The following is a 23,766-nucleotide window of genomic DNA, read 5'->3' as shown; positions in this document are numbered from 1 at the left end:
GGCTGCTCCGCCGCAGGCTGAACGGCGCCTCCGGTCGCGAGCCCGGTCACTCCGACGATCTGGGAACCGCCGCACGCGGAACCGCCCACCCGGCCGGCCACCAGCCGGGGCCGGGCGGGGGTTCACCCCGGCAGGGGCAGGTCGCGGAGGGTTCCGTGGAGTTGGTCGATGAGGGGGCGGCGGCGGGCCAGGAGGTCCGCCGCGGCGGGGTCCGGGGAGACCTGGGACTCGACCGTGACCAGTTCCGCGGCGTGGGCGAGGGTGTCGATCTCGCCGAGGGCCCGCCAGGCCAGCAGGACCGCGCCGAGGCCCGAGCCACCGCTGCCTTCGGCCAGGTCGATGTCCATGTTCATCGCCGAGGCGATGGTGTCGGCCCAGACGTCGCTGCGGAATCCGCCGCCGGTGGCGCGGATCGCGCGGACCTCGGCACCGGTGTCGATGACGGCATCGCGCACCAGGGCCAGCTGCTGAGCGACGCCCTCGATCACCGCGCGCGTCATCTCGGCGCGCCCGTGCGAACGGCGCAGTCCGAGGAACGCGCCGGTCAAGCCCGGTTCCCACCACGGAGCGCGCTCGCCGAGCAGGTACGGCAGGGCCATCAGGCCGTCGGCGCCGGCCGGCACCGCGGCGGCCTCCTCGAGCAGGTCGGCGACGTCCACGCCGAACGCCTCGGCCGCCCACTGGCCCACCACGCCACCGTTGCTGACCGCGCCGCCGATCACCCACAAGCCGTCGGCGAGCGCGTAGCTGAACGTGCGGCACCGCTCGTCCACACCCGGCTTGTCGCGGGTCACGCGAAGAGCACCGCTGGTGCCCAGCGACAGCGCCGCGACACCGGGAGCCACCGCGCCCACCCCGAGGTTGGCCAGCGGCCCGTCACCACCGCCGAGCACCACCGGCAGCCCCGCCGGGAGCCCGACGGCCTCGGCGACCTGCGATCCGAGCGGGACCGACGCCGTCGGCTCGCGGAGCTCGGGCAGTTGCGCGGCGCGGATCCCGGCGACCTCCAGCGCGGGCTCGTGCCAGCTCAGCGTCTGCATGTCCTGCAGACCGCTGCCGGAGCTCAGCGAGTGCTCGGTGACGAACTCACCGGTGAAGGCGGTGACCACGAAATCCTTGAGCGCGCACCAGTGCTCGACCTCGCCGATCTCGGCTCCGCCCGAGGTCAGCCAGGCCAGCTTCACCATCACCGACTGGGTGTGCACGGGAGTTCCGGTCGCGCGGTGCAGCGCGGAGGACGTCTCGGGCTCGGAGCGCAGCCGCGCGGCCACCTCGGAAGCCCGGGTGTCGGCCCAGTTGAACGCCCGCGTCGCCGGTTCGCCCCGGGAGTCCAGGCCGACGAGGGTGTGCATCGCGCTGCTGAACGACAGCCCGGCGACCTCGTGGCCCTGCTCGCGCGCCCACGCCACGCACTCGGCCAGCGCCTCGACCGCGGCCCGCAGCACCTCGGCGGCGTCCTGGGTGGCCTCACCCGACTCGTCGGTGCGCAGCGGGTACCCGCGCTCGGTGGTGTGCAGGACCCGAGCATCGGTGCCTGCGGCGACGACCTTGGTAGCAGTGGTGCCAAGATCGACACCCAGCACGACCGGGACAGAACTCATGCCCTGAACCTATCCGCCCGGACCGCACCAACTCGGCCCAGGCATGGTGCCCAGCATCACTCCCGCGTCGGCGCGATCCTGGTTCTCAAGGCGTCGAGATCGATCCGCAGGCCGAAGGGCTGATCGGTCATGAACACCCCGGTGCCGTTGAAGTCCTCCTTGTAGACACCATCAACCAGCCGCTGAGCGGTGAGCCTCGGCTGGTCAGCGACATCTAGGATCCAGTAGGAGGGAATCCCCGCCTCGGCGTACTCGGCACGCTTGACGAGATCGTCCACGCGTTTCGAACCGGGAGACAGCACCTCGAATGCGAGCGCGACGTCCTGCGCGTGGTACCTCACCGGCTGCTCCAGAATCCGATCCAGGCCCAGCACGATGACATCTGGAATCCGGATCGTTGGCGGATAGGCCTGCTGGATCACGACTTCGGACTCGCTGACCGCTGCCCAGCCTTCCGGCAAAATCCGGTCGAGCACAGCAGAAAGTCGAGTGAGCACGAACTGGTGGAAGCCGGCGGCTTTCGGGGTCACGTGGAGGACGCCTTCCTGGAGCTCGTAGCGCCGCGAGTTGTCCTCGGGGAGTTGCTCGAACTCCTCCAAGATCATCAGGTGGTCGGGCCAGCTCATCACGGACATGCCTCCACTGATGGCCGCGTTGATCACGCGTTCCCAGCTCCACGAAGGGCAAACACAGGTTCGAGTGGATCTTGAATCCGCCGCAATGGAAACAAGAAGGGCGCCCACCCCCTGTGGCCAGGGAGAAGGCGCCCTTGTCGTGCCAGTGATCAGGTCACTTGGCGAGGGTTTCGGCGATCTCGTAGGTGTTGAGGGCCGCGCCCTTGCGGAGGTTGTCGCCGCAGACGAAGAAGTCCAGCGTGTTCGGGAAGTCCAGCGCCTGGCGGACGCGACCGACGTAGGTGGGGTCGCCGCCGACGACGGCCGCCGGGGTCGGGAACACGCCGTTGTCGTGGTCGTCCTGCAGCACGATGGTCGGCTGGTCGGAGAAGACCTTGTGCGCCTGGTCCACCGACACCTCGCGCTCGAAGGTGGCGTGCACCGCCAGCGAGTGCGTGGTCAGCACCGGAACCCGGACGCAGGTCGCCGAGACCTTCAGCTCCGGGATGCCCAGGATCTTGCGGGACTCGTTGCGGACCTTGAGCTCCTCGGAGGTCCAGCCGTCGTCCTTGCGGGAACCCGCCCACGGGACCACGTTGAGCGCCAGCGGCGCCTTGAACGGGGTCTCGGCGGACAGGCCCGCCGCGGCCAGGGCCTCGGCGACGTCGCCGGCGCGGACGCCGAGCTGCTTGCCGGCCACCGCCTCCAGCTCCGCGTAGAGCCGGTCGATGCCGTCCTGACCAGCACCGGAAGCGGCCTGGTAGGAGGACACGACCAGTTCGCGCAGGCCGAACTCGCGGTGCAGCGCACCCAGCGCCGCCATCATCGACAGCGTCGTGCAGTTCGGGTTGGCGATGATGCCCTTCGGGCGCTCGTGCACCTTCTCCGGGTTGACCTCGGGCACCACCAGCGGCACCTCGGGGTCCATCCGGAAGGCGCCGGAGTTGTCGACCGCGACGGCACCGCGCGAGGCGGCCACCGGGGCCCACTCGGCGGAGATCTCGTCCGGCACGTCGAACAGCGCGATGTCCACGCCGTCGAAGGCCTCCGGGGCCAGGGCGACCACGGTGCGGTCCTCGCCGCGCACGGTGATCTTCTTGCCCGCCGACCGCGGCGAGGCGATCAGCCGGATCTCACCCCACGGCACGGAGTCGCGGTTGTTGATGATGTCGATCATAACGGTGCCGACAGCGCCGGTGGCGCCGACGATCGCGAGCGTGGGTGCCATCAGCGACCACTCCCCGCGTAAACAACGGCTTCCTCGTCGCCACCGAGCTCGAAGGCCTCGTGCAGCGCGCGCACGGCGGTGTCGAGCTGGGTGTCCTGGATCAGCACCGAGATGCGGATCTCCGAGGTGTTGATGATGTCGATGTTGACCCCGGCGTTGGACAGCGCCTCGCAGAAGGTCGCCGTCACGCCCGGGTGCGAGCGCATGCCCGCGCCGACCAGCGAGACCTTGCCGACCTGGTCGTCGTAGACGACCTCCTCGAAGCCGACCTCACCGGAGATCTTCTCCAGCTCGGCCACGGCCACCGCGCCGTTGCTGCGGGCCACCGTGAAGGTGATGTCGGTCTTGCCGGACGCGGTGCCGGAGACGTTCTGCAGCACCATGTCGATGTCGATCTCGGCGTCGGCGACGACGCGGAAGATGCGGCCCGCGACGCCCGGGTTGTCCGGCACACCGCGCACGGTGACCTTGGCCTCCGACCGGTCGTGCGAGACGCCGGTGATCATCGCCTGTTCCACGGAAAGGTCCTCCACTGAACCGGACACTGTCGTGCCGGGCTTGGGCGAGTAAGACGAGCGGACGTGCAGCGGCACGCCGTAGCGGCGGGCGTACTCCACCGCGCGCAGGTGCAGCACCTTCGCGCCGGTGGCGGCCATCTCGAGCATCTCCTCGTAGGTGATGTGGTCGAGGTGCTTCGCGTCGGGCACGATGCGCGGATCCGCCGTGTAGACGCCGTCCACGTCGGTGTAGATCTCGCAGACGTCGGCGTTCATGGCCGCGGCCACCGCGACCGCGGTGGTGTCCGAGCCGCCGCGACCGAGCGTGGTGATGTCCTTGGTGTCCTGCGAGACACCCTGGAACCCGGCGACGAGCGCGACCTGGCCCTCGGCCAGCGCCTCCTGGATGCGACCCGGGGTCACGTCGACGATCCGCGCGTTCTGGTGCGCCGAGGTGGTGATCATGCCGGCCTGCGAGCCGGTGAACGACTGGGCTTCCACGCCGAGCGACTCGACGGCCATCGCGACCAACGCGTTGGAGATGCGCTCCCCCGCGGTCAGCAACATGTCGAGTTCCCGCTCCGGCGGTGCCGGGTTGACCTGTTTGGCGAGGTCGAGCAGCTCGTCAGTGGTGTCACCCATCGCGGAGCAGACGACCACGACGTCGTTGCCCGCTTTGCGGGTCTCGACGATGCGTTCGGCGACCCGTTTGATGCGATCAGCACTCTCGAGTGAGGAACCGCCGTACTTCTGGACGACGAGCGCCACGTGAAACAAACCTCCTCGACCGCTGCGGTCGTCCCGGGCACGGGTTGTCCCCGCGCTGACACCGGGTGGACGAAGAGCAGTGGCACACCCGGTCTTCGGGATGCGCCCTCCGCCCCGCGACCGGGCGGGAGGCAGCGTCGGCCGATCACGGCCGAAACGGCCTTCTACCAGGTCGCTCCGCTGCCGGACTAGCCTACCGACCACTGGGGGTGAACCCCAATCACGAACGTCACGTCTACCCTGTTGGACGCGATTGTCGACAAGAGCGGAGCGTCGGGTTGTCCACCACGCAGGGCGCGCTGGAACCACCCCTGGGGGATACCGGAAACACTGCTGCTACGCAGCGGAAACAGCAGGCGACACGATCGAGTGGCAGCGCACGCCTGGGTACACCGCGGCAACGCCGAATGATCATCGCGCTGACCCCGGCTGTGGTCTACCTCGCAATCCGGCTGGTGGGACTGCTGGTCCTCGCCTGGCTCTCGGCGGTCAACGACGAGTCGCTGCTGGGCAACCTCAACGCCTGGGACGGGCAGTGGTACACCGAGATCGCCGCGCACGGTTACGGCGGCGTGAACCCGAGCATGGTGGACGGCTTCGGGCACCGGTACCCGGAGACCCCGCTGGCTTTCTTCCCGGGATATCCGCTGCTCATCATGGCCATCGCGCTGATCCCGGGCGTGACGACCATCGGCGCGGCGATCACCGCTAGCCTCGTCTGCGGCGTGGTGGCCGCCTACGGTCTCGCGCGGCTGGGCGAACGGCTCGGCGGAACCCGCCGGGTGGGGTTGCTGCTGGTCGTGCTGTTCGCGGCGGCACCGATGTCCGTGGTGCTGTCGATGGCCTACTCGGAGGCGCTGTTCTGCGCGCTGTCGATCTGGGCGCTGATCGGCGTCGTCGAGCGCAACTGGCCGCTGGCCGGGCTGTGCTGCGCCGCCGCGGGTCTGATCCGGCCGACCGCCGCCGCGCTGGTCGGGGTGATCGGACTGGCCGCGGTGATCTCGATCGTGCAGCGCCGGGACTCCTGGCGGCCGTGGTTGGCGGTGCTGCTCGCGCCGCTGGGCATGCTCGCCTACATCGGCTGGGTCGGCGTGCAGACCGGCACGCTCAACGGCTACTTCGAGCTGCAGGCGCGCGGCTGGTCGTCGGCGTTCGACGGCGGCGCGAAGACCGCGCAGTTCGTGGTCGAGGCCCTGACCGAGGACAAGTCGGTCTTCGAGACGTTCACGGTCTGGGTGGTGCTGGCGGCGCTGGTGCTGCTGGCGCTGTGCGTGTGGCACCGGCTGCCGTGGCCGCTGGTGCTGTTCGCCGCGGCCGTGCTGGTGCTGGACCTAGGCTCGGACGGGCTGATGTACTCCAAGGTGCGGTTGATGTTGCCGGCGTTCCCGCTGCTCATCCCGGTCGCGATCGGGCTGAGCAAACGGCGTCCGGCCACGGCCGTGACGACTGCGGTGCTGCTCGTGTTCTTCGGCTCCTGGCTGGGCGCCTACTCGCTGACGGCCTGGGAATACGCCATCTGAGCACTCTCGGGAGGTTTTGGTGACCGAACTGGACAAGACGGCGCAGGGCAAGACCGCGGACACCGCCGTCCCGCTCCACCCGCTGCTGGCGCAGCGCTGGAGCCCGCGCGCGCTGGACCCCGCGGCCACGATCAGCCACGAGCAGTTCACCGCGCTGTTCGAGGCGGCCCGGTGGGCACCGTCCTGGGGCAACACCCAGCCGGCCCGGTTCATCGCCGCCCGCCGCGGAGAGCCGACCTTCGACCGCATCCACGGGACGCTGTCCAGGGGGAACAAGGGCTGGGCGGGTGACGCGGCGGCGCTGGCGATCGGCGTCGCGCAGTCGGTCAACGCCGAAGGCGAGCCGATGCCCTACGGCGAGTACGGGCTCGGGCTGGCCGCTCAGAACCTGGTGCTGCAGGCCGTCGCGGAGGGCTTGCACGCGCACCAGATGGCGGGCTTCGACCGCGAGGCGGCCCGCGTGGAGTTCGCCATCCCGGACGACTTCGAGCCCCTGGTCGCCATCGCCATCGGCGACCTCGGCAGTCTCGACGGGATGCCGGAGCGCCTGGTCGAGAAGGAACTCCGCCCCAGGATCCGAAAGCCCCTCACCGACCTCGTCTTCACCGAATCGTGGGGCACTCCCCTCTTCTGACCTGCGATTCCGGACCCCCATTCCAATTTCGCGCGAAATTCGAGGGCCGAAGTCCCCGCTCGAACTTCGCGCGAAATTCGAATTGCTCACCCGGCCGGGGGACGGCGGGAGAGGACGAGGACGCCGCCGATTCCGGGGATGAGGGAGAGCCAGCGGGCTCGGGTCGAGATGGTGCTGAGGGCTGCCGCGATGGTGATCAGGTAGGCCGTCCCGTGGACGGGGCCCAGCAGGGAGCTGAGCTCCGGCGCGTGGACCGTGACGAGGTTGAGCAGCAGCAGCGCCAAGGTCACGGCTTCGGCCGCCGCGGCGATCTTGAGGGCGCGCATCGTCAGACCCCCGTGGACGAGCCGGGGCGGACGATCATGAGGACGACCACGACCGCCCAGAGCAGGTTGAACGCGCCGGTGGTCGTGCTCAGCCGCTTGGCCGTGGACGCGACGGGCTCGGCCAGCATCTCGACCTGCGCCGGGAGAATCACCAGCGCCAGCAGGAGCGCGGCGGCGACCGTCAGCGCGATCGAGATCAGCAGCCACGGATCGCCCAGCACCCCCATCTGCAGACCGGTGGCCAGGCCGAACACCGGAACCGCGATGCCGGCCAGCGCGTAGCCGCGGCAGATCCGGTGCAGCAGCCGGGGCACGCCCGAGCCGGGTTCGGTGCGGGCGTACCGGGGGAACAGCGAGGCCGCGACGGCGATCGGGCCGATCAGCACGATCGCGGCCAGGACGTGCACGGACAGCAGCAGCGCGGTCATCGGGGACCTCCGGGATCCATCGCGCAACCAATAGGTTGCCACGCAATATATACCCTGTCTACCTTCACCCGATATGATGAGCCGCATGAAGGCGGACGCGGTGCGGGGACACCTGGACGGACTGCTGCTCGCCGTGCTCGAACCCGGTCCGCTGCACGGCTACGCGATCATCACCTCGGTCATGAACCGCAGCGGCGGCGCGCTCGAACTGCGGACCGGCACCATCTACCCCGCGCTCAAACGCCTGGAACGGCTCGGGCTGCTGGCCAGCAGCTGGGAGTCGGTCGGCGAACGGCGACGTCGGCGTTGCTACCGGCTCACCGACGCCGGGCGGCGCAGTCTGGCCGGGGAGCGCGCCGACTGGCGGGAGTTCACCACCGCGATCGGCGCCGTGCTCAACCCCGGGAGCAACGCGTGAACGCCATCGAGACCTACGTCGCCGAACTCGCCGCCGAGCTGCGCGGACCGGCACGGGTCAAGGCCCGGATGATCCAGGAGGTCCGCGACGGCCTGACCGACACGGTCGCCGCGCGCACCGACGCCGGACTCCCGCCCGAAGAGGCCGTGCGGGACGCGCTGCGCGAGTTCGGCACGCCCGCCGAGGTCGCGCCCAGCTGCCAGCGAGAGCTGACCGTCGCCCAGACCCGGCACACCGCGTTCGCACTGCTGGCGACCGTGCCGGTGCTGCTCGGCTGCTGGCACCTGGCCTGGTCGATCGGCCGCGATCAGGGAGTTCCGCCGTCGCAGACCGCGCAGCTGTTGGCCACCATCGCGGGCACCTCCGCGCTCGTGGGCTGCGCCGCGCTGGTGATCACCCGGCGGCTGTCGGTGCCCGGCCGACTACCGCTGCTGATGGGGTGGACCGGCACGGCCGCCAGCATCGCGATGCCGCTGACCACGATCGCCCTGGCCACGACGCTGCCGCTGGCGGAGAACTGGGCGCTGCTGCTGCTCATCGCCGCGGGGACGATCGCGGCGCACTCGGCGCTGGCGAACTCGGCCAAGACGTGCCGGGAGTGCGCGACCCAAGTCGAATGAAGCACCGTGAATTCACAGAATTCGCGAACGGTTCATCGGGAAAGTCCACCATCGCAGCTGAACGGACCACGGCAATGGTCCGGCCGCATCACGCCTCCTCCCATTTTCGGCAATTGATCACCACTTTGGTTACATGCGGTTCGCTGATGCGGTATGACTTCACTCGTGTGGACGAGTATCAGAACGACCGCGGAAGCGCTTGATGACGCCGACGTGCTCGCTGGACTGCGCCTGCGCTACGACCTCGTCCCCGGAGTCATCCGCGTGGACGGCCACAGCGGTGGCCCGATGCCGCGCACCTCACCCGCGCGACTGCGCCGGTTCGTCCAGCACCGCTGGGAACCGCGCAGCGGTCGCGCCTCCGGCGAGTCGGACTGGCGGCGCGAGGCGCGGCTGGCGGCCGGCGCGCTGGCACCGCTGGTCGGCGCGACCGCCGGCGAGCTCACCGTCGCCGAGTCGACCTCGATCAACCTGTTCAAAGCCCTGGTCGCCGCCGCGAAGCTGCGGCCAGGACGACCGGTGCTGGCCGTCGGGCGCGACTGCTTCGCCACCGACCGCTGCCTCGCCCAGTCCGCGGCCGACCACATCGGCGGTCGGCTGCAGTTGATCGACGGCGTCGAAGGTCTGGCCGCGCTGCCGGTCGAGGAGGTCGCGGTGGTCGCCCTCTCGAACGTGGACCTGCGCTCCGGCGCCGTCCGCGACGCGGAACCGATCACCGCCGAGATCCACCGCGGTGGTGCGCTGACGTTGTGGGACCTCAGCCATTCGGCCGGGGCGCTGGACGTGGACCTGCACAGGTGGAACGCCGACTTCGCGATCGGCTGCGGGCACAAGTACCTGGGCGGCAGCACCACCGCGCCGTCCTTCGGCTTCGTGGCCGAGCGGCACCTGGAGCCCTCACCGACCGGCGGGCTTCGGCATCCGCTGGCGGAGGGCTTCGCCGGGCCGGCCGCGACGCTCGCGGCGACCGAGCTGCGCGACGTGCTGGCCATCCTCGACGGCGTCCCGGTGAGCGCGCTCGAGGCGAAGACGACGGGCCTGGTGGAGCTGTTCCTGGAGCGCATCGGCGAGTTCTGCCCGGAAGCGGCGGTCGAGGTGCGGGGGTCGGGGTCGCAGCGCCGGGCGCAGGTCTGCATCCGGCACGACCAGGCCCAGCGCATCGCGGACCTGCTGTCCGATCGCAGCGTGCTGGTCGAATACGCCGAACCCGATCTGCTCCGCTTCAACTTCGCCCCCGCCTGGCTCTCCTACGTCGACGTCTGGCAAGCCGCGGAACGCCTCCACGCCACCCTCCACGAGATCGGGATGAGCGACTTCAGCGAGCACGGCGATCTCCGCTGAAGCCGTCACGCCTCGGCGAGGTGGTGGTGGATGGCGTCGAGTTCGGCGCGGAGGGCTTCCGGGCGGACGTCGGGGTCGGTGCGCAGCCGGCGGTTGACCGTGCGGATCGTGGAGACCAGGCGTTGCGCCTGCTGGAGATCGGTGTCGCGGGCGCGCACGGCCTGTTCGGTGGCCGCGTCGACTACCCGCTCCAGGACCGCGATGGTCGGCCACCAGGCCTCGGCCTCGACGTGCCGGGCCGGGTTCATCAGCAGCTGCTGCAGGCGGGAGCGCAGGTCCGCGAGCTGCCGGTAGGTGCGGCGGCGCAGCGCGGAACGGCCGTGCTCGGCCCCGGCCAGCGAGCGCGAGACGTAATCGGCCACCGACTCGACGGCGTCGGCGAAGCCCTCCCGCAGGGACGGACCGCTGCGCACCCGGCGCAGCAGGAACCCGACCACCAGCACGATCGCGCAGCCGACGAAGGTGTCCACCAGCCGAGCCGCCGGGTAGAACTGCGCCTGCTGGCTCATCTGCAGCAGCACCAGCGCCGTCACGACCGCGCTGAACAGGCCGTAGTGCCTGCTCAGCGCCACCGGTAGCTTCCCGGCCAGGGCGACGATGAACGGCACCAGCAGCCAGCCGGTCGGCAGCAGCACCAGCAGCGCCCAGGCCACCAGCACGCCGAGGATCGTGCCGAGGGCGCGCAGCACGGTTCGGGCGAACACCGAACCGGAGTTGGGCCGCAGCACCAGCGCGACCGTCAGCGCGATCCAGTAGCTCTGCTCCAGGCCCGCGAGCAGGCCGAACCCCTCGGCCAGCGCCAGGCACAGCAGCATCCGCAGCGCTTGCCACCAGGTGGTGGCGCCGATGCTCACCCGCTGCCGCTGCCTGCCGGGAACCGGCGGCCGCTTGGCCTCGCGGAACGAGTCGATGAGCTCGGCGATCCCCTCGTCCAGCGCCCTGACCAGCGCGGACTCCTGATCGCCCGGGTGGAACCGGGGTGGGGTCCCGCCGGTGCGGACGCAGCGCGCCAGCTCGGCCAGGGCCTCGCGCGTGCGCAGCGGCGGGGTGATGCCCGCGTGCGCGACCGACACCGCCGCCTCCACCACCGGGGTGGCGCGCAGGTGGATCAGGTAGAGCCGGTCGCGGACGCGGCTGCGCGACATCGAGGCGCCGCCGATCAGCACGTCGTGCGCGGTGTCGAGCGCCTTGGTGAGCTGCTGCCGCGCGGCGGCGGTCTCGCCGGGCCCGAACATCCGCAGGATCGACGTGAACACCTCGGCGACCGCTCCCCTGGCCGGGGCGGTTCCGCGCAGCGGCCACGTCGCCGCCGCCAAGGCCAGGACCAGCAGTTCTCCGGCGAAGAACCAGGCGACCTGCTCCTGCAGCGGCAGCACCTGGGAGCGCTGGCCGGTGGCCACGACGCAGAAGGTCAGCATGTGCGCGCCGCCGGAGGACCACAGCTCCCCCAGCCTGCTGGCCAGCACCGACGGCACCGACACGGCCAGCACGGCGACCATCGCCCACAGCGGATCGGGAGCCGCTGCTCCTGCGGCGAAGCCGATCGCGCCCAGCACCACGGCGATCGCGAGCCGGCGCAGCCGGAACCGGTAGGAGCCGGTCACGTCGGAGAAGCTGGCGCACAGCGCCCCGACCGAGGCCAGCACGGCCTCGTCGATGCGGCCGGTGAGCAGGCCAAGCACCTGCGGGGTTCCCACTCCCGCGGCGGCGACGGCAACGCGGGTCCAGTCGGTGGGGATGTTGATCGGGCGCAGCATGTGCCGCAGCCACGGTGGAGCTTCGAGTCTCGGGAGCGCGCCGGTGGTCAACCGCCATCCCTTCGGGTCGCCGGGCCTGCGCTCCACGCCGAGCGACCGGGGTCGAGCCCGATCCTCCCAGGCCAGGCGATCGCGGAAGCGGCTGCGACGACGGGATCACACGACGGTGTCCGTCACACCGATCAGCGCAAGGCGGTGAGGATCTTGGTGGCGATGGAGGTGATGACCAGCCAGAAGACCGCGGCGATGCCGTAGTTGAGCAGGACCGCCAGCTGCGGGTCGGCCGGGGTGAACAGGTCCTGGAAGCCCAGGGCGAGCGGATCCGCCGCGGAGGCGACGAACTGGGTGATGCCGTTGCCCGGATTCGCGCTGCCGATGGTGAGGATCACATGGATCGCCAGCAGCGCGGCGCACACCAGGCCCGCCCAGCGCACCACCTGGATCAGCACGCCGACGAAACGACCCCACCCGCGCCGCAGGTCAGCGCGCCGCAAGCCGCCCTCGTGGGCCCCGGAACGAACATCCTCGGTCACGATCACAGTGTGGCACGAGAACCGCCGGTTCCGGCAGGGTTCGCCGGCCGCCGCGAGCCCCGTACCTCTCACCATCTGGAACGGTCGCTTGCACAGCAGGCCCGTGTTGCGGTTAGCCTGGGTCCGTGGCTCGCGTTCTCCTGCTTCGCCGCCGCGACGGGGTCTCCTAGACCGGCCCCTCGTCGCGGGGTACGAACGCGCCGGTCTCACCGTCAACCCGAGAACCGGTAAGCGACCAGGAGAACGCCTCTCATGAGCAGCAACACCCCCGACGCGCAGGCCCCGTTCGCCGGCCGAGTGCGCAAGCCCTCCAAGCCCGCGCCCGCCGGCCAGCCGTCGTGGAACCCGCAGCAGGGCAGCTCGATGCCCTTCCACCGCTACAAGCCGTTCCACGAGCTGGTCGAAGACGTAACCCTGCCCGACCGCACCTGGCCGGACAAGCGGATCACCCAGGCCCCGCTGTGGTGCGCGGTCGACCTGCGCGATGGCAACCAGGCGCTGATCGACCCGATGTCGCCCGCCCGCAAGCGCCGCATGTTCGAGCTGCTGGTGCAGATGGGTTTCAAGGAGATCGAGGTCGGTTTCCCGGCGGCCAGCCAGACCGACTACGACTTCGTCCGCGAGATCATCGAGGACGGCGCCATCCCGGACGACGTGCGCATCCAGGTGCTGACCCAGTGCCGCCCGGAGCTGATCGAGCGCACCTTCCAGGCCCTGGAGGGCGCGCCGAAGGCCGTCGTGCACATCTACAACTCGACGTCGATCCTGCAGCGCCGCGTGGTGTTCCGCGAGGAGCGCGAGGGCATCAAGAAGATCGCGAAGATGGGCGCCGAACTGGCCCTGGAGCTGTCCGGCAAGTACCCGGACACCGACTTCCGCTTCCAGTACTCGCCGGAGTCCTACACCGGCACCGAGCTGTCCTACGCCGTCGAGGTCTGCGACGCGGTCACCGAGATCTGGCAGCCCACCCCGGAGAAGCCGGTCATCCTGAACCTGCCCGCGACCGTCGAGATGGCCACGCCGAACGTCTACGCGGACTCCATCGAGTGGATGCACCGCAACCTGGCCCGCCGCGACTCGGTGATCCTCTCGCTGCACCCGCACAACGACCGCGGCACCGGCATCGCCGCCGCCGAGCTGGGCTACCAGGCCGGCGCCGACCGCATCGAGGGCTGCCTGTTCGGCAACGGTGAGCGCACCGGCAACGTCGACCTGGTCGCGCTGGGCATGAACCTGTTCAGCCAGGGCATCGACCCGCAGATCGACTTCTCCGACATCGACTACGTCAAGCGCACCGTCGAGCACTGCAACCAGCTGCCGGTCGCCGAGCGTCACCCGTGGGGCGGCGAGCTCGTCTACACCGCGTTCTCCGGCAGCCACCAGGACGCCATCAACAAGGGCCTGGACGCGCTGCGCACCGAGGCCGAGCGGGCCGGGACGCCCGTCGACAAGCACCCGTGGGAGGTCCCGTACCTGCCGATCGACCCCAAGGACGTGGGCCGCAGCTACGAGGCCGTCATCCGGGTCAACTCGCAGTCCGGCAAGGGCGGCGTGGCGTACGTGATGAAGACCGAGCACCAGCTGGAGCTGCCGCGCAAGCTGCAGATCGAGTTCTCCAAGGTGGTGCAGGCCCACACCGACGACGAGGGCGGCGAGGTCAGCCCGGCCGACATGTGGACGGCGTTCTCCGCCGAGTACCTGGAGACCGACGCGCCGCTGACGCTCGTCCGGCAGAGCTCGTCCGGTGAGTCCGGCGACGAGAGGATCACCGCCACCGTCGTCGTGGACGGCTCGGAGCGGGAGATCACCGGCCGCGGCAATGGTCCGGTGTCGGCGTTCGTCGACGCGCTGAGCACCGTCGGCTACGACATCCGCGTCCTGGACTACCACCAGCACGCGCTCACCGCGGGCGACGACGCCCTGGCCGCGGCCTACCTGGAGTGCGCCGTGGGCGACGACGTCTTCTGGGGCGTCGGCGTGGACACCTCCACCATCGCGGCGATGCTGCGCGCGGTCGTCTCAGCCGCCAACCGCGCCTCCCGCTGACCCGACGCACCCCGGCGTGTCGGCTCCCGACACGTCGGGGCTGGGTCCGGAGTTCGAATTTCGCGCGAAGTTCGAACTGGAAAGTTCCCGCTCCAATTTCTCGCGAAATTCGAATTTCCTGGCTCCGCCGGGTGAGGGCCCGGCGTGTCGGGGCCCGGGGCCGTCAGGAGGATTGGGCGGGTTCTGGTTCTTCGGCTTCGGCTCGTTCGACCCGCTTCTGGATGATGCGGGTGCTCCACCAGGCGAAGGCGACCGCGATGACCAGGCCGATCCACGAGAACCGGTGGAACCACTGGCCCGCGACCAGGCCGAACGCGTACGACAGGGCCGTGACCAGGCCCGCCCACGCGATGCCGCCCGTGGCGTTGGCCAGCAGGAACTTGCGGTAGGGCATGCCGAGGCTGCCGGCCAGCGGCCCGGCGAGGATGCGCAGGATCGCCACGAACCGGCCTCCGAAGACCGTCCACGCGCCCCAGCGCTCGAAGAGCCCCTCCGCCTGCGCCAGCGGCTTGGGGCCGAAGTGCTTCGGCAGCTTCGTGCCCAGCCAGGTCAGCAGCTTTCGGCCGTAGCGCTTGCCGATGGCGTAGCCGATCGAGTCGCCGACGATCGCCCCGAGCGCCGCGAAGCTGCCCAGCAGCACCGGGTTGACCACCCCGGCCGAGGACGCGACACCAGCGCTGACCAGCAGGATCTCACCGGGTAGCGGGATCCCGACGCTCTCCAGCCCGATGACCCCCGCGACCACGAGGTAGATCACGCCGGAAGGGATCGTGTTCAGCCACTCGATCATGGACATCCGTTCTGGTCGGGGGCAGCGCAGTTCGGCTCCTGCAAGGGTACGGATCCGAAGTCGACCACCACCGGGCACGGGGTGGCGAGAAATCGCCGGTCACGGAGGCGGTGCCGGTGCGAGGGCACGACGGCCCGGACCACCGCGAACGGGCTAGGGGTTCGCTGGGCCACCTGGCGCAACTTAGAGGGCGTTCACCAGCGCTAAATCGGGGAACTCACTCGACCAAAGTCGGTATTGCCCGAGGCGACGACCAGGCATCATGGAGTCACGTCGAGGGGATGCTAGGGGATGCAGGCGCTACCCCTGGGGATCATCGGATGAGGAGAAGCGGTCTCGGAGAAAGACGGGGGACACGTCGGGGCACCGAGCCGCTTCTCCTCTTCTGCTTCCCGACCCAGCGCGGCCACTCGAACGGTCTACGGAACTTGATGTTCGAGGTTTCGCACGGTTCAGTGATGTGGCTATGTGGCCGACCGAGGATCCGACGGAGCAGCTGCGGTGGCGCATCCAGTGCGCCACGACGAGCGGCGGCGGGAACGTGACCGTGCTCGTCATGGGTGACCGCGTCGGCATCGTGCTCCCTCCCGGTGACACCCTCGTCTTCACGGCCGAGGAGGCCGAGAGCCTCGCCTACCTGGTCGAGAAGGCGGTCGGCTACACCGCGGTGGCGGAATGAGCCTGATCGACACCGACCTCGGCTTCGATCCCCGCGACCCCGCCTTCCCCGCTCCCGGCCAGCCGCTCCGCTGGTCGGTGCAGGTCTTCACCACCGTCAACGGCTACGGCCTCCGCCCGGCCGAACCGATCGTCGAGGCCGATCGCGTGCGCGTGCGCACCGGCTACGCCGCGCTCGGGCAGCAGCGGACCGTCGACGCCGGTGAGGTCGACGTCGAGGTGCTGACCCGGGACGGCGTGCTGATCTGGTCGATCACCGCGCACCACGCCGAGCCGATCAAGGCCGTCAAGCTGCTGCTGCGCGGTCTGCCGGAGCGGCAGCTGGCCGCCGGCTGGTGGGCGCCGAACACCGGCCGCTCGCACAGCCACCACGAGCGCTTCCAGCTGGAGCACCCGAGCCGGGACTGGGCGACGCCGTGGGTGGCCGTCGGCGAGGAGTCCGACTGCTCGGTGCTCAGCGTCCGGGACCCGCTGGTGCGCAGGCACGTCCTGCACGTCAACCGGCCCGCCCACTCGCCCGAGCCGGTCGTGGAGCTGCTGCACGTCCCGGCCGCTTCGGCGCGCGGGACCCGTTGCCGCGTCCCGGAGATCCGGTTCCGCCCGAACGCCGACGCCGATCGGGACCTCGACGAGCACCTGCGGTTCGTGGCGGACGCGCACGGGCTGCGGCCCTGGGAGTCCCGACCGGACGTGCCCGACTGGCTGCGGGAGACCGCGCTGGTCGTCACGCTGCACGGCCAGCACTGGACCGGCCACGTGTTCAACACGTTCTCGCAGATGAGCGAGGCCTTGCGGTTCGTCGCGCAGCACATCGACCCGCACCGGGTGCTCGCCTACCTGCCCGGTTGGGAGGGGCGCTACTACTACGCCTACCCGCGCTACCGGCCCGGCGCGGACCTCGGCGGGGACGAGGAGTTCGCCGAGCTGGTCCGCACCGCGCACGAGCTGGGGTTCCGGCTGATGCCGATGTTCGGCGGGCACGGCGCCAACGTCACGCAGTACCCGGACTGGGAGCGGGCGGTGATGCGCAACGACACCGACCGCTACGTCGAGCTGCTCAACCGCCCCGACTGGGATTCCGACCGGGTGGGTGAGGGCGACCAGGTCTTCCTCAACCCGGGCGAGCCGGGGTTCCGCGCGCACCTGGTGGAATCGATCTCCGCGCTGGTGGACGAGTTCGGCGTCGACGCGGGGTTCCTGGACACGCTGGGGTACTACTTCAACGATCCGCGCCACGACGTCTTCGACGGCTACCGACGGCTGGTCGAGGAGCTGCACGCGCGCCACCCCGGCCTGGTGCTGGCCGCCGAGGGCTGGTGGGACGCGCTCAGCGGGCTGTTCCCGTTGAGCCAGCAGTGGTTCGGAACCGATCGTGACCTGCGCAAACCCCGGGTCCTGTCGCGCTACGCCCGCACCACCGGGCACCTCGCCGAAGGCACTCCCGGGCTGGGCAGCACCGGCGTGCACGAGAAGGGCTACGTCCCCCGGCCGCCGGACGTGGTGCGCGAGGGCCACATCCCGGTCGTGGGCGTCGTGGACGACACGCTCGCCGAGCATGCCGACGAGCTGGCGGCGATCTGCCGCTGGGCGGCTGCGAACGCTTCTCGGTGAGAGTGCGGTTCTCGCCGGAGAAGTCCCGTGATCACGTCCGTTCTGACCAGGACCGCCCTCACCCGGCCGAGTCCGTCCGCTCCCTGGCTTCCGCGGTGAGCACGTCCAACGTGGCCTGCACGGCCGGGCGCTCGGTGGCGCCCTTGCGGGAGACGACCTCGATGTTGCGGCCCGCCCGGACACCCGCGAGCGGGCGCATCACCAGCTCCGCGCTGTTCGCGGTGTAGCGCGGCAGCAGCGCGATGCCGTGCCCCGCGGCGACCAGCGCTTCGGTCACGCGGAAGTCGTTGATGCGCTGCACCACCGTCGGTCGCACCCCGGTGCGCACGGCCAGCGAGCGCAGCACGTCGTCGACCGGGAAGCCGATGTCCACGCTCAGCCACGGCTCGCCGACCAGCTCGGTGAGCTCGACGCGATCGCGCCCGGCCAGCGGATGCCCCACCGGCATCGCGACGTCCAGGGGCTCGCGCAGCAGCGGGGCGACCGCCACGCGTTCGCCGTCGTGCGGCGGCGCCTGGTCGTCCCGGTGCGTGACGACCAGGTCGAAATCGGCCGTCAGCCGCGGCACCTCGGACGGGACCATGTCGATGTCGCGGACCTCCAAGCGCACCGCCGGGTGCGCGGTGATGCGCCGCAGCAGGCCCGGGAGCAGCAGGAACGCGGCGGACGGGAACACCGCGACGCGCACCACACCGCGCGGCGTCGAGCGGTAGGTGTCCAGCTCGGCCTCAGCGCGGTCGAGCGCGGCCAGCACCTCGTCGGCGCGGGTTGCCAGCGCCCAGCCCGCGTCGGTGAGCCGCAGTCCGCGCCCGGCGGGCTCGGTCAGCCGCACCCCGACCTCGGCCTGCAGCGCCCGGATCTGCTGCGAGACCGACGAAGGCGTGTAGGACAGGGCGTTGGCGACGGCGGTGACCGTGCCGCGATCGGCGAGCTCGCGCAGGAGTCTCAGCCTGCGAACGTCCATAGAGGAATCCTACACATTGCTTGCAGATAGTGTTGCTTGTGCTTCACAGACGTTCCCCGCAGGCTGATCGGTATGACCACACGAGATCGCCTGCTGGCGGTGGTCGTCGCAGTGCTCTGGGGCGGCAACTTCATCGCGTTGGACCAGGGACTGGGCCACTTCCCGCCGTTCTTCTTCGCCGGACTCCGGTTCGCCGTGCTGCTGCCGATCCTGTTCTTCGTACCGCGCCCGCAGGTGAAGTGGCGCTGGCTGATCGGCTACGGGCTGTTCTTCGGAACCCTGCAGTTCGCGTTCCTGTTCGTCGCGATGCGGATCGGCATGCCGACCGGTCTCGCCTCGCTGGTGCAGCAGGCCTCGGCGCCGTTCACCGTGCTGCTGGGCGCGTTGCTGCTGCGGGAGAAGCTCTCGCCGGTGCAGGTGCTGGGCATCACCACGGCCGTGATCGGGATGGCCGCGATCGGCTGGCACCGCGCGCAGACCGCGACCCTGCTGCCGATGCTGATCACGCTGTGCGGCGCGTTCTCCTGGGCGCTGGGCAACCTGTGCAGCCGCAAGGCCGCGGCGCCGAACCCGCTGCACCTGTCGCTGTGGATCTCGATCGTCCCGCCGCTGCCGATGTTCGCCGCATCAGCCCTGTTCGAGGGGCCGACGACCGGTTGGCACGCCCTCGCCACGGTGCTGGACTCGCCTGCCGGGACGGCCGCGCTCAGCGGCCTGGCCTACACCGCCCTGCTGTCCACGGTCATCGGATCGGGCCTGTGGACGACGCTGCTCGGCCGGTACCCGGCCAGCACGGTGGCCCCGTTCTCGCTGCTCGTGCCCGTGGTCGGGTTCAGCACGGCGTGGCTGATCCTGGGCGAGCAGCCGGACCCGTTCGAACTCGTCGCAGGCGCGGTGGTCGTCGCCGGGGTGATGCTGGGGAGCATGCGGCTCGCCCGGCGCGAACCGGCCCTGGAGCCGGCACCGGTCTGATGCCCGAGGGGCCCGGTCTAGGCGACCGGGCCCCGCTCGAACTCCGGGTTCCTGATGTGCACCCCGTTTCCCACCGGGCAGTCGAAGAGCACCAGCACGTGGTGCGATTCGGCGACCAGCTTGGCGGCGACGGCTCGGTCCAGGATCGCCCGCTGCTCGCAGGCCGAGCACCGGAGCGCGCTGCTGTACCTCAACACGCGACCTCCCTTCCCAGCTGCGCATCCTAAGTGGACGTCAACTCCGGGGGAACGGGATCGCGAGAACCGCCAGCGTCAAGCCGTGGTCACCGCTGCTTCCGGCGTCACCTCGTGCGGCTGGAGCTCCCCGTCGCGGATCTCCTCGGCGTAGTGGCAGGCCACCCGGTGGCCCGGTTCGAGCTCGCGCAGGACCGGGCGTTCGGTGTCGCAGCGCTCCGCCTGCCGCCACGGGCAGCGGGTGTGGAAGCGGCAACCCGACGGCGGGTTCGCGGGCGAGGGCAGGTCACCGGTGAGCAGGATCTGCTCGCGATCGTCCTCGACCTGCGGGTCCGGCACCGGAACCGCCGACAGCAGCGCCTTGGAGTACGGGTGCAGCGGCTGCTCGTAGAGGTCGTCCGATGTGGACTCCTCGACGATGCCGCCCAGGTACATCACGCCGACCCGGTCGGCGATGTGCCGCACCACCGCGAGGTCGTGGGCGATGACCAGGTAGGTCAGCCCGAACTCCTCCTGCAGGTCCTCCAGCAGGTTGAGCACCTGCGCCTGCACCGAGACGTCCAGCGCCGACACGGGTTCGTCGGCCACCACCAGGTCGGGCCCGACCGAGAGCGCGCGGGCGATGCCGATGCGCTGGCGCTGACCTCCGGAGAACTCGTGCGGGTACTTGCGCAGCGCGCTGGCCGGCAGCCCCACCGCGTCGAGGAGTTCCCGCAGCCGCTCGTCGGTGGCCGCCTTGTCACCGGCCAGACCGTGCGCGCGCATGCCTTCCACCAGCAGCGATTCCACCGACTGGCGCGGGTCGAGCGAGGACAGCGGGTCCTGGAAGACCATCTGCATCCGCCGCCGCATGGTGCGCAGCTTCTCGCCCTTCATCCCGGACAGGTCGGTGCCGTCGAAGACGACCTCGCCGCCGGTCGGCTTCTCCAGCCTCAGCACCGCGCGACCCAGAGTCGACTTCCCGCAACCGGATTCGCCCACGAGCCCGTAGGTCTCGCCGCGGTGGATGGTCAGCGACACCCCGTCCACGGCGAAGACGTGGCCCACCGTCCGGTCGAGCACCACGCCCTTCTTGATGGGGAAGTGCACCTTCACGTCGTCGAGCTCGACGAGCACGTCCTCGCTCATGACGCCTCCGTGTTCTGCGGGACACCCGCACCCGGCCGGCTCGCATGAGCGCCGGGCACCAGATTTTCGCTCATGACGCCTCCATGCTGTTCGAGATCGGCTCGCGGACCGGGTTGTGGCAGCGCAGCAACCGCGCCCCCACGTCGACGCTCACCTCGGGCGTCTCGCGTTCGCACACCTCGATCGCGTTCGGGCAGCGCGGGCAGAACGCGCACCCCGCGTCCCACGGGATGTTGTCGGCCACCGAACCCGTGATCGGCGAAAGCCGTTGCCCGCGAGGCGAATCCAGTCGCGGGATCGAGGCCAGCAGACCGGCGGTGTAGGGGTGCTTGGGCCGGGCGAACAGCTCGTGCCGGGCCGCGCGCTCCACCACGCGCCCGGCGTAGAGCACGTTCACCTCGTCGCACAGGCCCGCCACCACGCCGAGGTCGTGCGTGATCATGATCAGCGCGGTGTCGGTCTCGGCGACCAGCTCGGAGAGCAGCTTGAGGATCTGCGCCTGGATCGTCACGTCCAGCGCGGTCGTCGGCTCGTCGGCGATGAGCAGCCGCGGCTTGCAGGCCAGCGCCATCGCGATCAGCGCGCGCTGCCGCATGCCGCCGGAGAGCTGGTGCGGGTACTCCTTCAACCGCCGCCCCGGGTCCGGGATGCCGACCTTGCGCAGCAGCTCCTCGGCCTCGGGCATCGCCTCCTTGCGAGGCAGCCCGCGGTGCCGCTCGATGACCTCGGAGACCTGCAGACCGATGGAGACCACCGGGTTCAGCGAGGTCAGCGGGTCCTGGAACACCATGCTCAGGTCCTTGCCGCGCCGGGCGTCCAGTTCCTTCTTGGGCAGTCGCAGCAGGTCGGTGCCGTCGAAGAACACCGAGCCCGACACCTCGGCGCCGCGCGACGGCAGCAAACCCATGATCGCCAGAGAGGTCACCGACTTGCCGCAGCCGGATTCCCCGACCAGGCCGACGGTCTTGCCCGGCTCGACGTCGAAGGAGATCCCGTCCACCGCGGTCACCGGCGGCTCGCCCCTGCGGGCGAAGACCACGGAGAGGTCGCGAACTTCCAGCAGTGCCATGCCTTCTCCCCTCACCGGCGCCGCTTGGGGTCCAGCGCGTCGCGCAGCGACTCGCCGACCAGCGTGAACCCGAAGGCGACGAGGATGATGCAGCCCGCGGGCCAGAACGCCAGCTGCGGATGCGAGTCGATGATGTCCTGCGCGCCGCCGAGCATCTGGCCCCACTCGGGAACCGAGTCGTCGGCCGCACCGAGCCCCAGGAAGGACAGCGCCGCCGCGTCGATGATCGCCACCGCCAGCACCAGCGTGGCCTGCACGATCACCGGCCCCAGCGCGTTGGGCAGCATGTGCCGGAACACGATCGCGCTCTCCTTCACCCCCAGCGCCCTGGCCGCCAGCACGTGGTCGCTGGCGCGCTGCGCCAGCATCGTGCCGCGCAGCAGGCGCCCGAAGATCGGGACCTGCACGATCGCCACCGCCAGGATCACGGTGAACTGGGTCTGCTCGGCGAACAGCGCGCCGATCGACACCGCCAGCAGCAGCGACGGCACCGACAGCATCACGTCGGCGATGCGCATGACCAGCGCGTCCACCCAGCCGCCGAAGGCACCGGCGAGCACGCCGAGCACCAGCCCGCCACCGAGACCGATGACGGTGGCCAGCACCGCCACCAGCAGCGTCTGCTGCGAACCGAGCAGCAACCGGGACAGCAGGTCCCGGCCGTACTGGTCACCGCCGAGCGGGAACCCGGGCTGGGAGGGCGGAATCGTGTTCTCCGCGCGCGAGACCTGCGCTTCCAGCAGGCGTTGCGCCGGGTCGTGCGGCGCGAGCAGCGGCGCCAGCAGGGCCAGCAGCACGAACGCCACGATGACCAGCGAGCCGACGATGAAGACCGGGTTGCGGCGCAATCGTCGCCAGGCGGACGCCGCGAGGCTGACCCCGGCGTCGGAGGCCGTGTCCGCCAGCGCGTCGAGCTTGTCCTTGCGCTGCGTGTTGAGCACCATCGTCCCTCACCGTGTCCGCAGTCGTGGGTCGATCAACGCGTACGAGAGGTCGACGACCAGGTTGACCAGCACGTAGACCATCGCCGAAGCCAGGATGACCACCTGCAGCACCGGGAAGTCCTTGCGCTCGAAGCCGATCGCGACGGCCTGCCCGATGCCGGCGATGTTGAACACCCGCTCGGTCAGCACCGCGCCCGCCAGCAGCGCACCGGTCTGCAGGCCGATCGTGGTGACCACCGGCAGCATCGCGTTGTGCAGGATGTGCCGGCGCCGGATCACCATCTGCCCCAAGCCCTTCGCGCGCGCGGTGCGCACGTAGTCCTCGTCCATCACGTCGAGCACCGCGGCCCGGGTGATCCGGAAGATCACCGCGAACGGGATGGTCGACAGCGCGATGGCCGGCAGGATCAGGTGCACGAACGCGTTCCAGGAGGCGTCCCACTCGCGGGTCAGCAGCCCGTCGAGGATGTAGAAGCCGGTGACGCGGGTGGCGTTGATCGCCGACTCCTGCCGCCCGGAGGCCGGGAGCGCTCCGAGCTGGATGGCGAAGACGAACTTCAGCAGGAACGCCAGGAAGAACACCGGCACCGCGACGCCCACCAGCGACCACGTGATGCTCAGGTTGTCCAGCCAGCCGCCGCGCCTGCGGGCGGCCAGGTATCCCAGCGGGATGCCGATCACCACGGCCAGGACCAGCGCCAGGATGGACAGCTCCAGCGTCGCCGGGAAGCGGGTGAGGAACACCTCCAGCGCGGAGTCACCGCGCTGCACCCCCGTCGAGGTGCCGAAATCGCCTGTGACGGCGCGGCCGAGGAACTTGAAGTACTGCACGAAGATCGGCTGGTCCAGCCCGAGGTCCTTCTCGAGCTGCGCCCGCGCGGCCGGTGTGGCGCGGTCGCCCAGCAGGGCCGAGACAGGTCCGCCCGGCAGCATGCGCAGCCAGCCGAACAGCAGCATCGACAGGACGAAGACGACCAGCACCAGCTGTCCCAGTCGTCGAACGGTGAAGCGGAGCACGCGAAACCCCCGTGGTCAACTCAGCGAACCCACGCGTCCGCGCGGGACCGGCTCGCACCGGTCCCGCG

At 70.5% G+C, this 23,766-nt stretch carries 24 protein-coding genes; 9 read left to right on the top strand and 15 right to left on the bottom strand.

What is annotated here, in order from left to right:
• Positions 1 to 122: 122 nt before the first annotated feature.
• The 4 genes from R4I43_RS19485 to R4I43_RS19470 all read right to left on the bottom strand — a co-directional run bounded on the left by R4I43_RS19485 (position 123) and on the right by R4I43_RS19470 (position 4,708).
• Positions 123 to 1,601, bottom strand: coding sequence for a gluconokinase (locus R4I43_RS19485; RefSeq protein ID WP_324267080.1), 1,479 nt, complete (start codon positions 1,599 to 1,601; stop codon positions 123 to 125).
• Positions 1,602 to 1,657: 56 nt separating this feature from the next.
• A complete protein-coding gene (locus R4I43_RS19480) occupies positions 1,658 to 2,263 on the bottom strand; it encodes a Uma2 family endonuclease (protein WP_324267079.1) in 606 nt (201 codons plus the stop codon).
• 127 nt (positions 2,264 to 2,390) lie between these two features.
• Positions 2,391 to 3,443 carry an aspartate-semialdehyde dehydrogenase gene (locus R4I43_RS19475; protein WP_324267078.1) on the bottom strand — a complete coding sequence of 351 codons (1,053 nt, stop codon included), beginning with the start codon at positions 3,441 to 3,443 and terminating at the stop codon, positions 2,391 to 2,393.
• The gene (locus R4I43_RS19470) at positions 3,443 to 4,708 is read right to left on the bottom strand and encodes an aspartate kinase (RefSeq protein WP_324267077.1); all 1,266 of its coding nucleotides are present in this window, start codon (positions 4,706 to 4,708) and stop codon (positions 3,443 to 3,445) included. Before R4I43_RS19470 ends, R4I43_RS19475 begins: the two co-directional genes overlap by 1 nt.
• A gap of 407 nt (positions 4,709 to 5,115) precedes the next feature.
• On the opposite strand from R4I43_RS19470, the gene R4I43_RS19465 reads away from it, so the two are divergent.
• Positions 5,116 to 6,228, top strand: a complete 1,113-nt coding sequence (locus R4I43_RS19465) for a hypothetical protein (protein WP_324267076.1) — start codon at positions 5,116 to 5,118, stop codon at positions 6,226 to 6,228.
• Positions 6,229 to 6,247: 19 nt separating this feature from the next.
• Positions 6,248 to 6,862 carry a nitroreductase family protein gene (locus tag R4I43_RS19460; RefSeq protein ID WP_324267075.1) on the top strand — a complete coding sequence of 205 codons (615 nt, stop codon included), beginning with the start codon at positions 6,248 to 6,250 and terminating at the stop codon, positions 6,860 to 6,862.
• An 86-nt stretch (positions 6,863 to 6,948) separates the two neighbouring features.
• On the opposite strand, the gene R4I43_RS19455 is transcribed toward R4I43_RS19460, so the two are convergent.
• Together R4I43_RS19455 and R4I43_RS19450 are read right to left on the bottom strand one after the other, a co-directional pair.
• Complete coding sequence (locus R4I43_RS19455; protein WP_324267074.1) at positions 6,949 to 7,188, bottom strand: DUF3817 domain-containing protein; 240 nt, start codon at positions 7,186 to 7,188, stop codon at positions 6,949 to 6,951.
• Positions 7,189 to 7,190: 2 nt separating this feature from the next.
• A complete protein-coding gene (locus R4I43_RS19450; RefSeq protein ID WP_324267073.1) occupies positions 7,191 to 7,616 on the bottom strand; it encodes a hypothetical protein in 426 nt (141 codons plus the stop codon).
• Positions 7,617 to 7,701: 85 nt separating this feature from the next.
• Here R4I43_RS19450 and R4I43_RS19445 point away from each other — a divergent pair, with 85 nt between their 5' ends.
• From R4I43_RS19445 to R4I43_RS19435, 3 genes are all read left to right on the top strand, one after another.
• Positions 7,702 to 8,034 carry a PadR family transcriptional regulator gene (locus tag R4I43_RS19445; protein ID WP_324267072.1) on the top strand — a complete coding sequence of 111 codons (333 nt, stop codon included), beginning with the start codon at positions 7,702 to 7,704 and terminating at the stop codon, positions 8,032 to 8,034.
• Positions 8,031 to 8,654 carry a permease prefix domain 1-containing protein gene (locus R4I43_RS19440; RefSeq protein ID WP_324267071.1) on the top strand — a complete coding sequence of 208 codons (624 nt, stop codon included), beginning with the start codon at positions 8,031 to 8,033 and terminating at the stop codon, positions 8,652 to 8,654. Before R4I43_RS19445 ends, R4I43_RS19440 begins: the two co-directional genes overlap by 4 nt.
• A 213-nt stretch (positions 8,655 to 8,867) precedes the next feature.
• Positions 8,868 to 9,995: an aminotransferase class V-fold PLP-dependent enzyme gene (locus R4I43_RS19435; RefSeq protein ID WP_324267070.1), complete on the top strand. Its 1,128-nt coding sequence runs from the start codon at positions 8,868 to 8,870 to the stop codon at positions 9,993 to 9,995.
• A 5-nt stretch (positions 9,996 to 10,000) separates the two neighbouring features.
• Here R4I43_RS19435 and R4I43_RS19430 read toward each other — a convergent pair whose 3' ends face one another.
• Together R4I43_RS19430 and R4I43_RS19425 are read right to left on the bottom strand one after the other, a co-directional pair.
• Positions 10,001 to 11,803 (bottom strand): FUSC family protein, encoded by a 1,803-nt coding sequence (locus R4I43_RS19430; RefSeq protein WP_324267069.1) that lies wholly within the window; start codon positions 11,801 to 11,803, stop codon positions 10,001 to 10,003.
• Positions 11,804 to 11,934: 131 nt separating this feature from the next.
• Positions 11,935 to 12,285 (bottom strand): hypothetical protein, encoded by a 351-nt coding sequence (locus tag R4I43_RS19425; RefSeq protein ID WP_324267068.1) that lies wholly within the window; start codon positions 12,283 to 12,285, stop codon positions 11,935 to 11,937.
• 252 nt (positions 12,286 to 12,537) lie between these two features.
• Here R4I43_RS19425 and leuA point away from each other — a divergent pair, with 252 nt between their 5' ends.
• Complete coding sequence (gene leuA, locus R4I43_RS19420; RefSeq protein ID WP_324267067.1) at positions 12,538 to 14,331, top strand: 2-isopropylmalate synthase; 1,794 nt, start codon at positions 12,538 to 12,540, stop codon at positions 14,329 to 14,331.
• 163 nt (positions 14,332 to 14,494) lie between these two features.
• Here leuA and R4I43_RS19415 read toward each other — a convergent pair whose 3' ends face one another.
• Positions 14,495 to 15,127, bottom strand: a complete 633-nt coding sequence (locus R4I43_RS19415) for a DedA family protein (RefSeq protein ID WP_456115130.1) — start codon at positions 15,125 to 15,127, stop codon at positions 14,495 to 14,497.
• Positions 15,128 to 15,587: 460 nt separating this feature from the next.
• Between R4I43_RS19415 and R4I43_RS19410 the strand changes: the two genes are divergently transcribed.
• Entirely contained in the window at positions 15,588 to 15,800 is a 213-nt protein-coding gene (locus R4I43_RS19410; protein ID WP_324267065.1) for a hypothetical protein, read from the top strand.
• Positions 15,797 to 17,410, top strand: a complete 1,614-nt coding sequence (locus R4I43_RS19405) for an alpha-amylase family protein (protein ID WP_324267064.1) — start codon at positions 15,797 to 15,799, stop codon at positions 17,408 to 17,410. Before R4I43_RS19410 ends, R4I43_RS19405 begins: the two co-directional genes overlap by 4 nt.
• A gap of 58 nt (positions 17,411 to 17,468) precedes the next feature.
• On the opposite strand, the gene R4I43_RS19400 is transcribed toward R4I43_RS19405, so the two are convergent.
• Positions 17,469 to 18,374 (bottom strand): LysR family transcriptional regulator, encoded by a 906-nt coding sequence (locus tag R4I43_RS19400; protein ID WP_324267063.1) that lies wholly within the window; start codon positions 18,372 to 18,374, stop codon positions 17,469 to 17,471.
• 72 nt (positions 18,375 to 18,446) lie between these two features.
• Between R4I43_RS19400 and R4I43_RS19395 the strand changes: the two genes are divergently transcribed.
• Complete coding sequence (locus R4I43_RS19395; RefSeq protein WP_324267062.1) at positions 18,447 to 19,346, top strand: EamA family transporter; 900 nt, start codon at positions 18,447 to 18,449, stop codon at positions 19,344 to 19,346.
• Between the two features lie 17 nt (positions 19,347 to 19,363).
• Here R4I43_RS19395 and R4I43_RS19390 read toward each other — a convergent pair whose 3' ends face one another.
• From R4I43_RS19390 to R4I43_RS19370, 5 genes are all read right to left on the bottom strand, one after another.
• Positions 19,364 to 19,543: a hypothetical protein gene (locus R4I43_RS19390; protein WP_324267061.1), complete on the bottom strand. Its 180-nt coding sequence runs from the start codon at positions 19,541 to 19,543 to the stop codon at positions 19,364 to 19,366.
• 75 nt (positions 19,544 to 19,618) lie between these two features.
• Positions 19,619 to 20,668 (bottom strand): ABC transporter ATP-binding protein, encoded by a 1,050-nt coding sequence (locus R4I43_RS19385; protein ID WP_324267060.1) that lies wholly within the window; start codon positions 20,666 to 20,668, stop codon positions 19,619 to 19,621.
• 70 nt (positions 20,669 to 20,738) lie between these two features.
• A complete protein-coding gene (locus R4I43_RS19380; RefSeq protein WP_324267059.1) occupies positions 20,739 to 21,737 on the bottom strand; it encodes an ABC transporter ATP-binding protein in 999 nt (332 codons plus the stop codon).
• An 11-nt stretch (positions 21,738 to 21,748) separates the two neighbouring features.
• Entirely contained in the window at positions 21,749 to 22,681 is a 933-nt protein-coding gene (locus R4I43_RS19375) for an ABC transporter permease (RefSeq protein ID WP_324267058.1), read from the bottom strand.
• A 6-nt stretch (positions 22,682 to 22,687) separates the two neighbouring features.
• Positions 22,688 to 23,698, bottom strand: a complete 1,011-nt coding sequence (locus R4I43_RS19370) for an ABC transporter permease (RefSeq protein ID WP_324267057.1) — start codon at positions 23,696 to 23,698, stop codon at positions 22,688 to 22,690.
• Between the last annotated feature and the right edge of the window lie 68 nt (positions 23,699 to 23,766).

It is taken from the genome of Saccharopolyspora mangrovi (assembly GCF_035320975.1).
In the GTDB taxonomy this organism is placed as follows: domain Bacteria; phylum Actinomycetota; class Actinomycetes; order Mycobacteriales; family Pseudonocardiaceae; genus Saccharopolyspora; species Saccharopolyspora mangrovi.
Note: the sequence above shows the minus strand (reverse complement) of the source record. Positions and strands in the feature narration are given on the sequence as shown.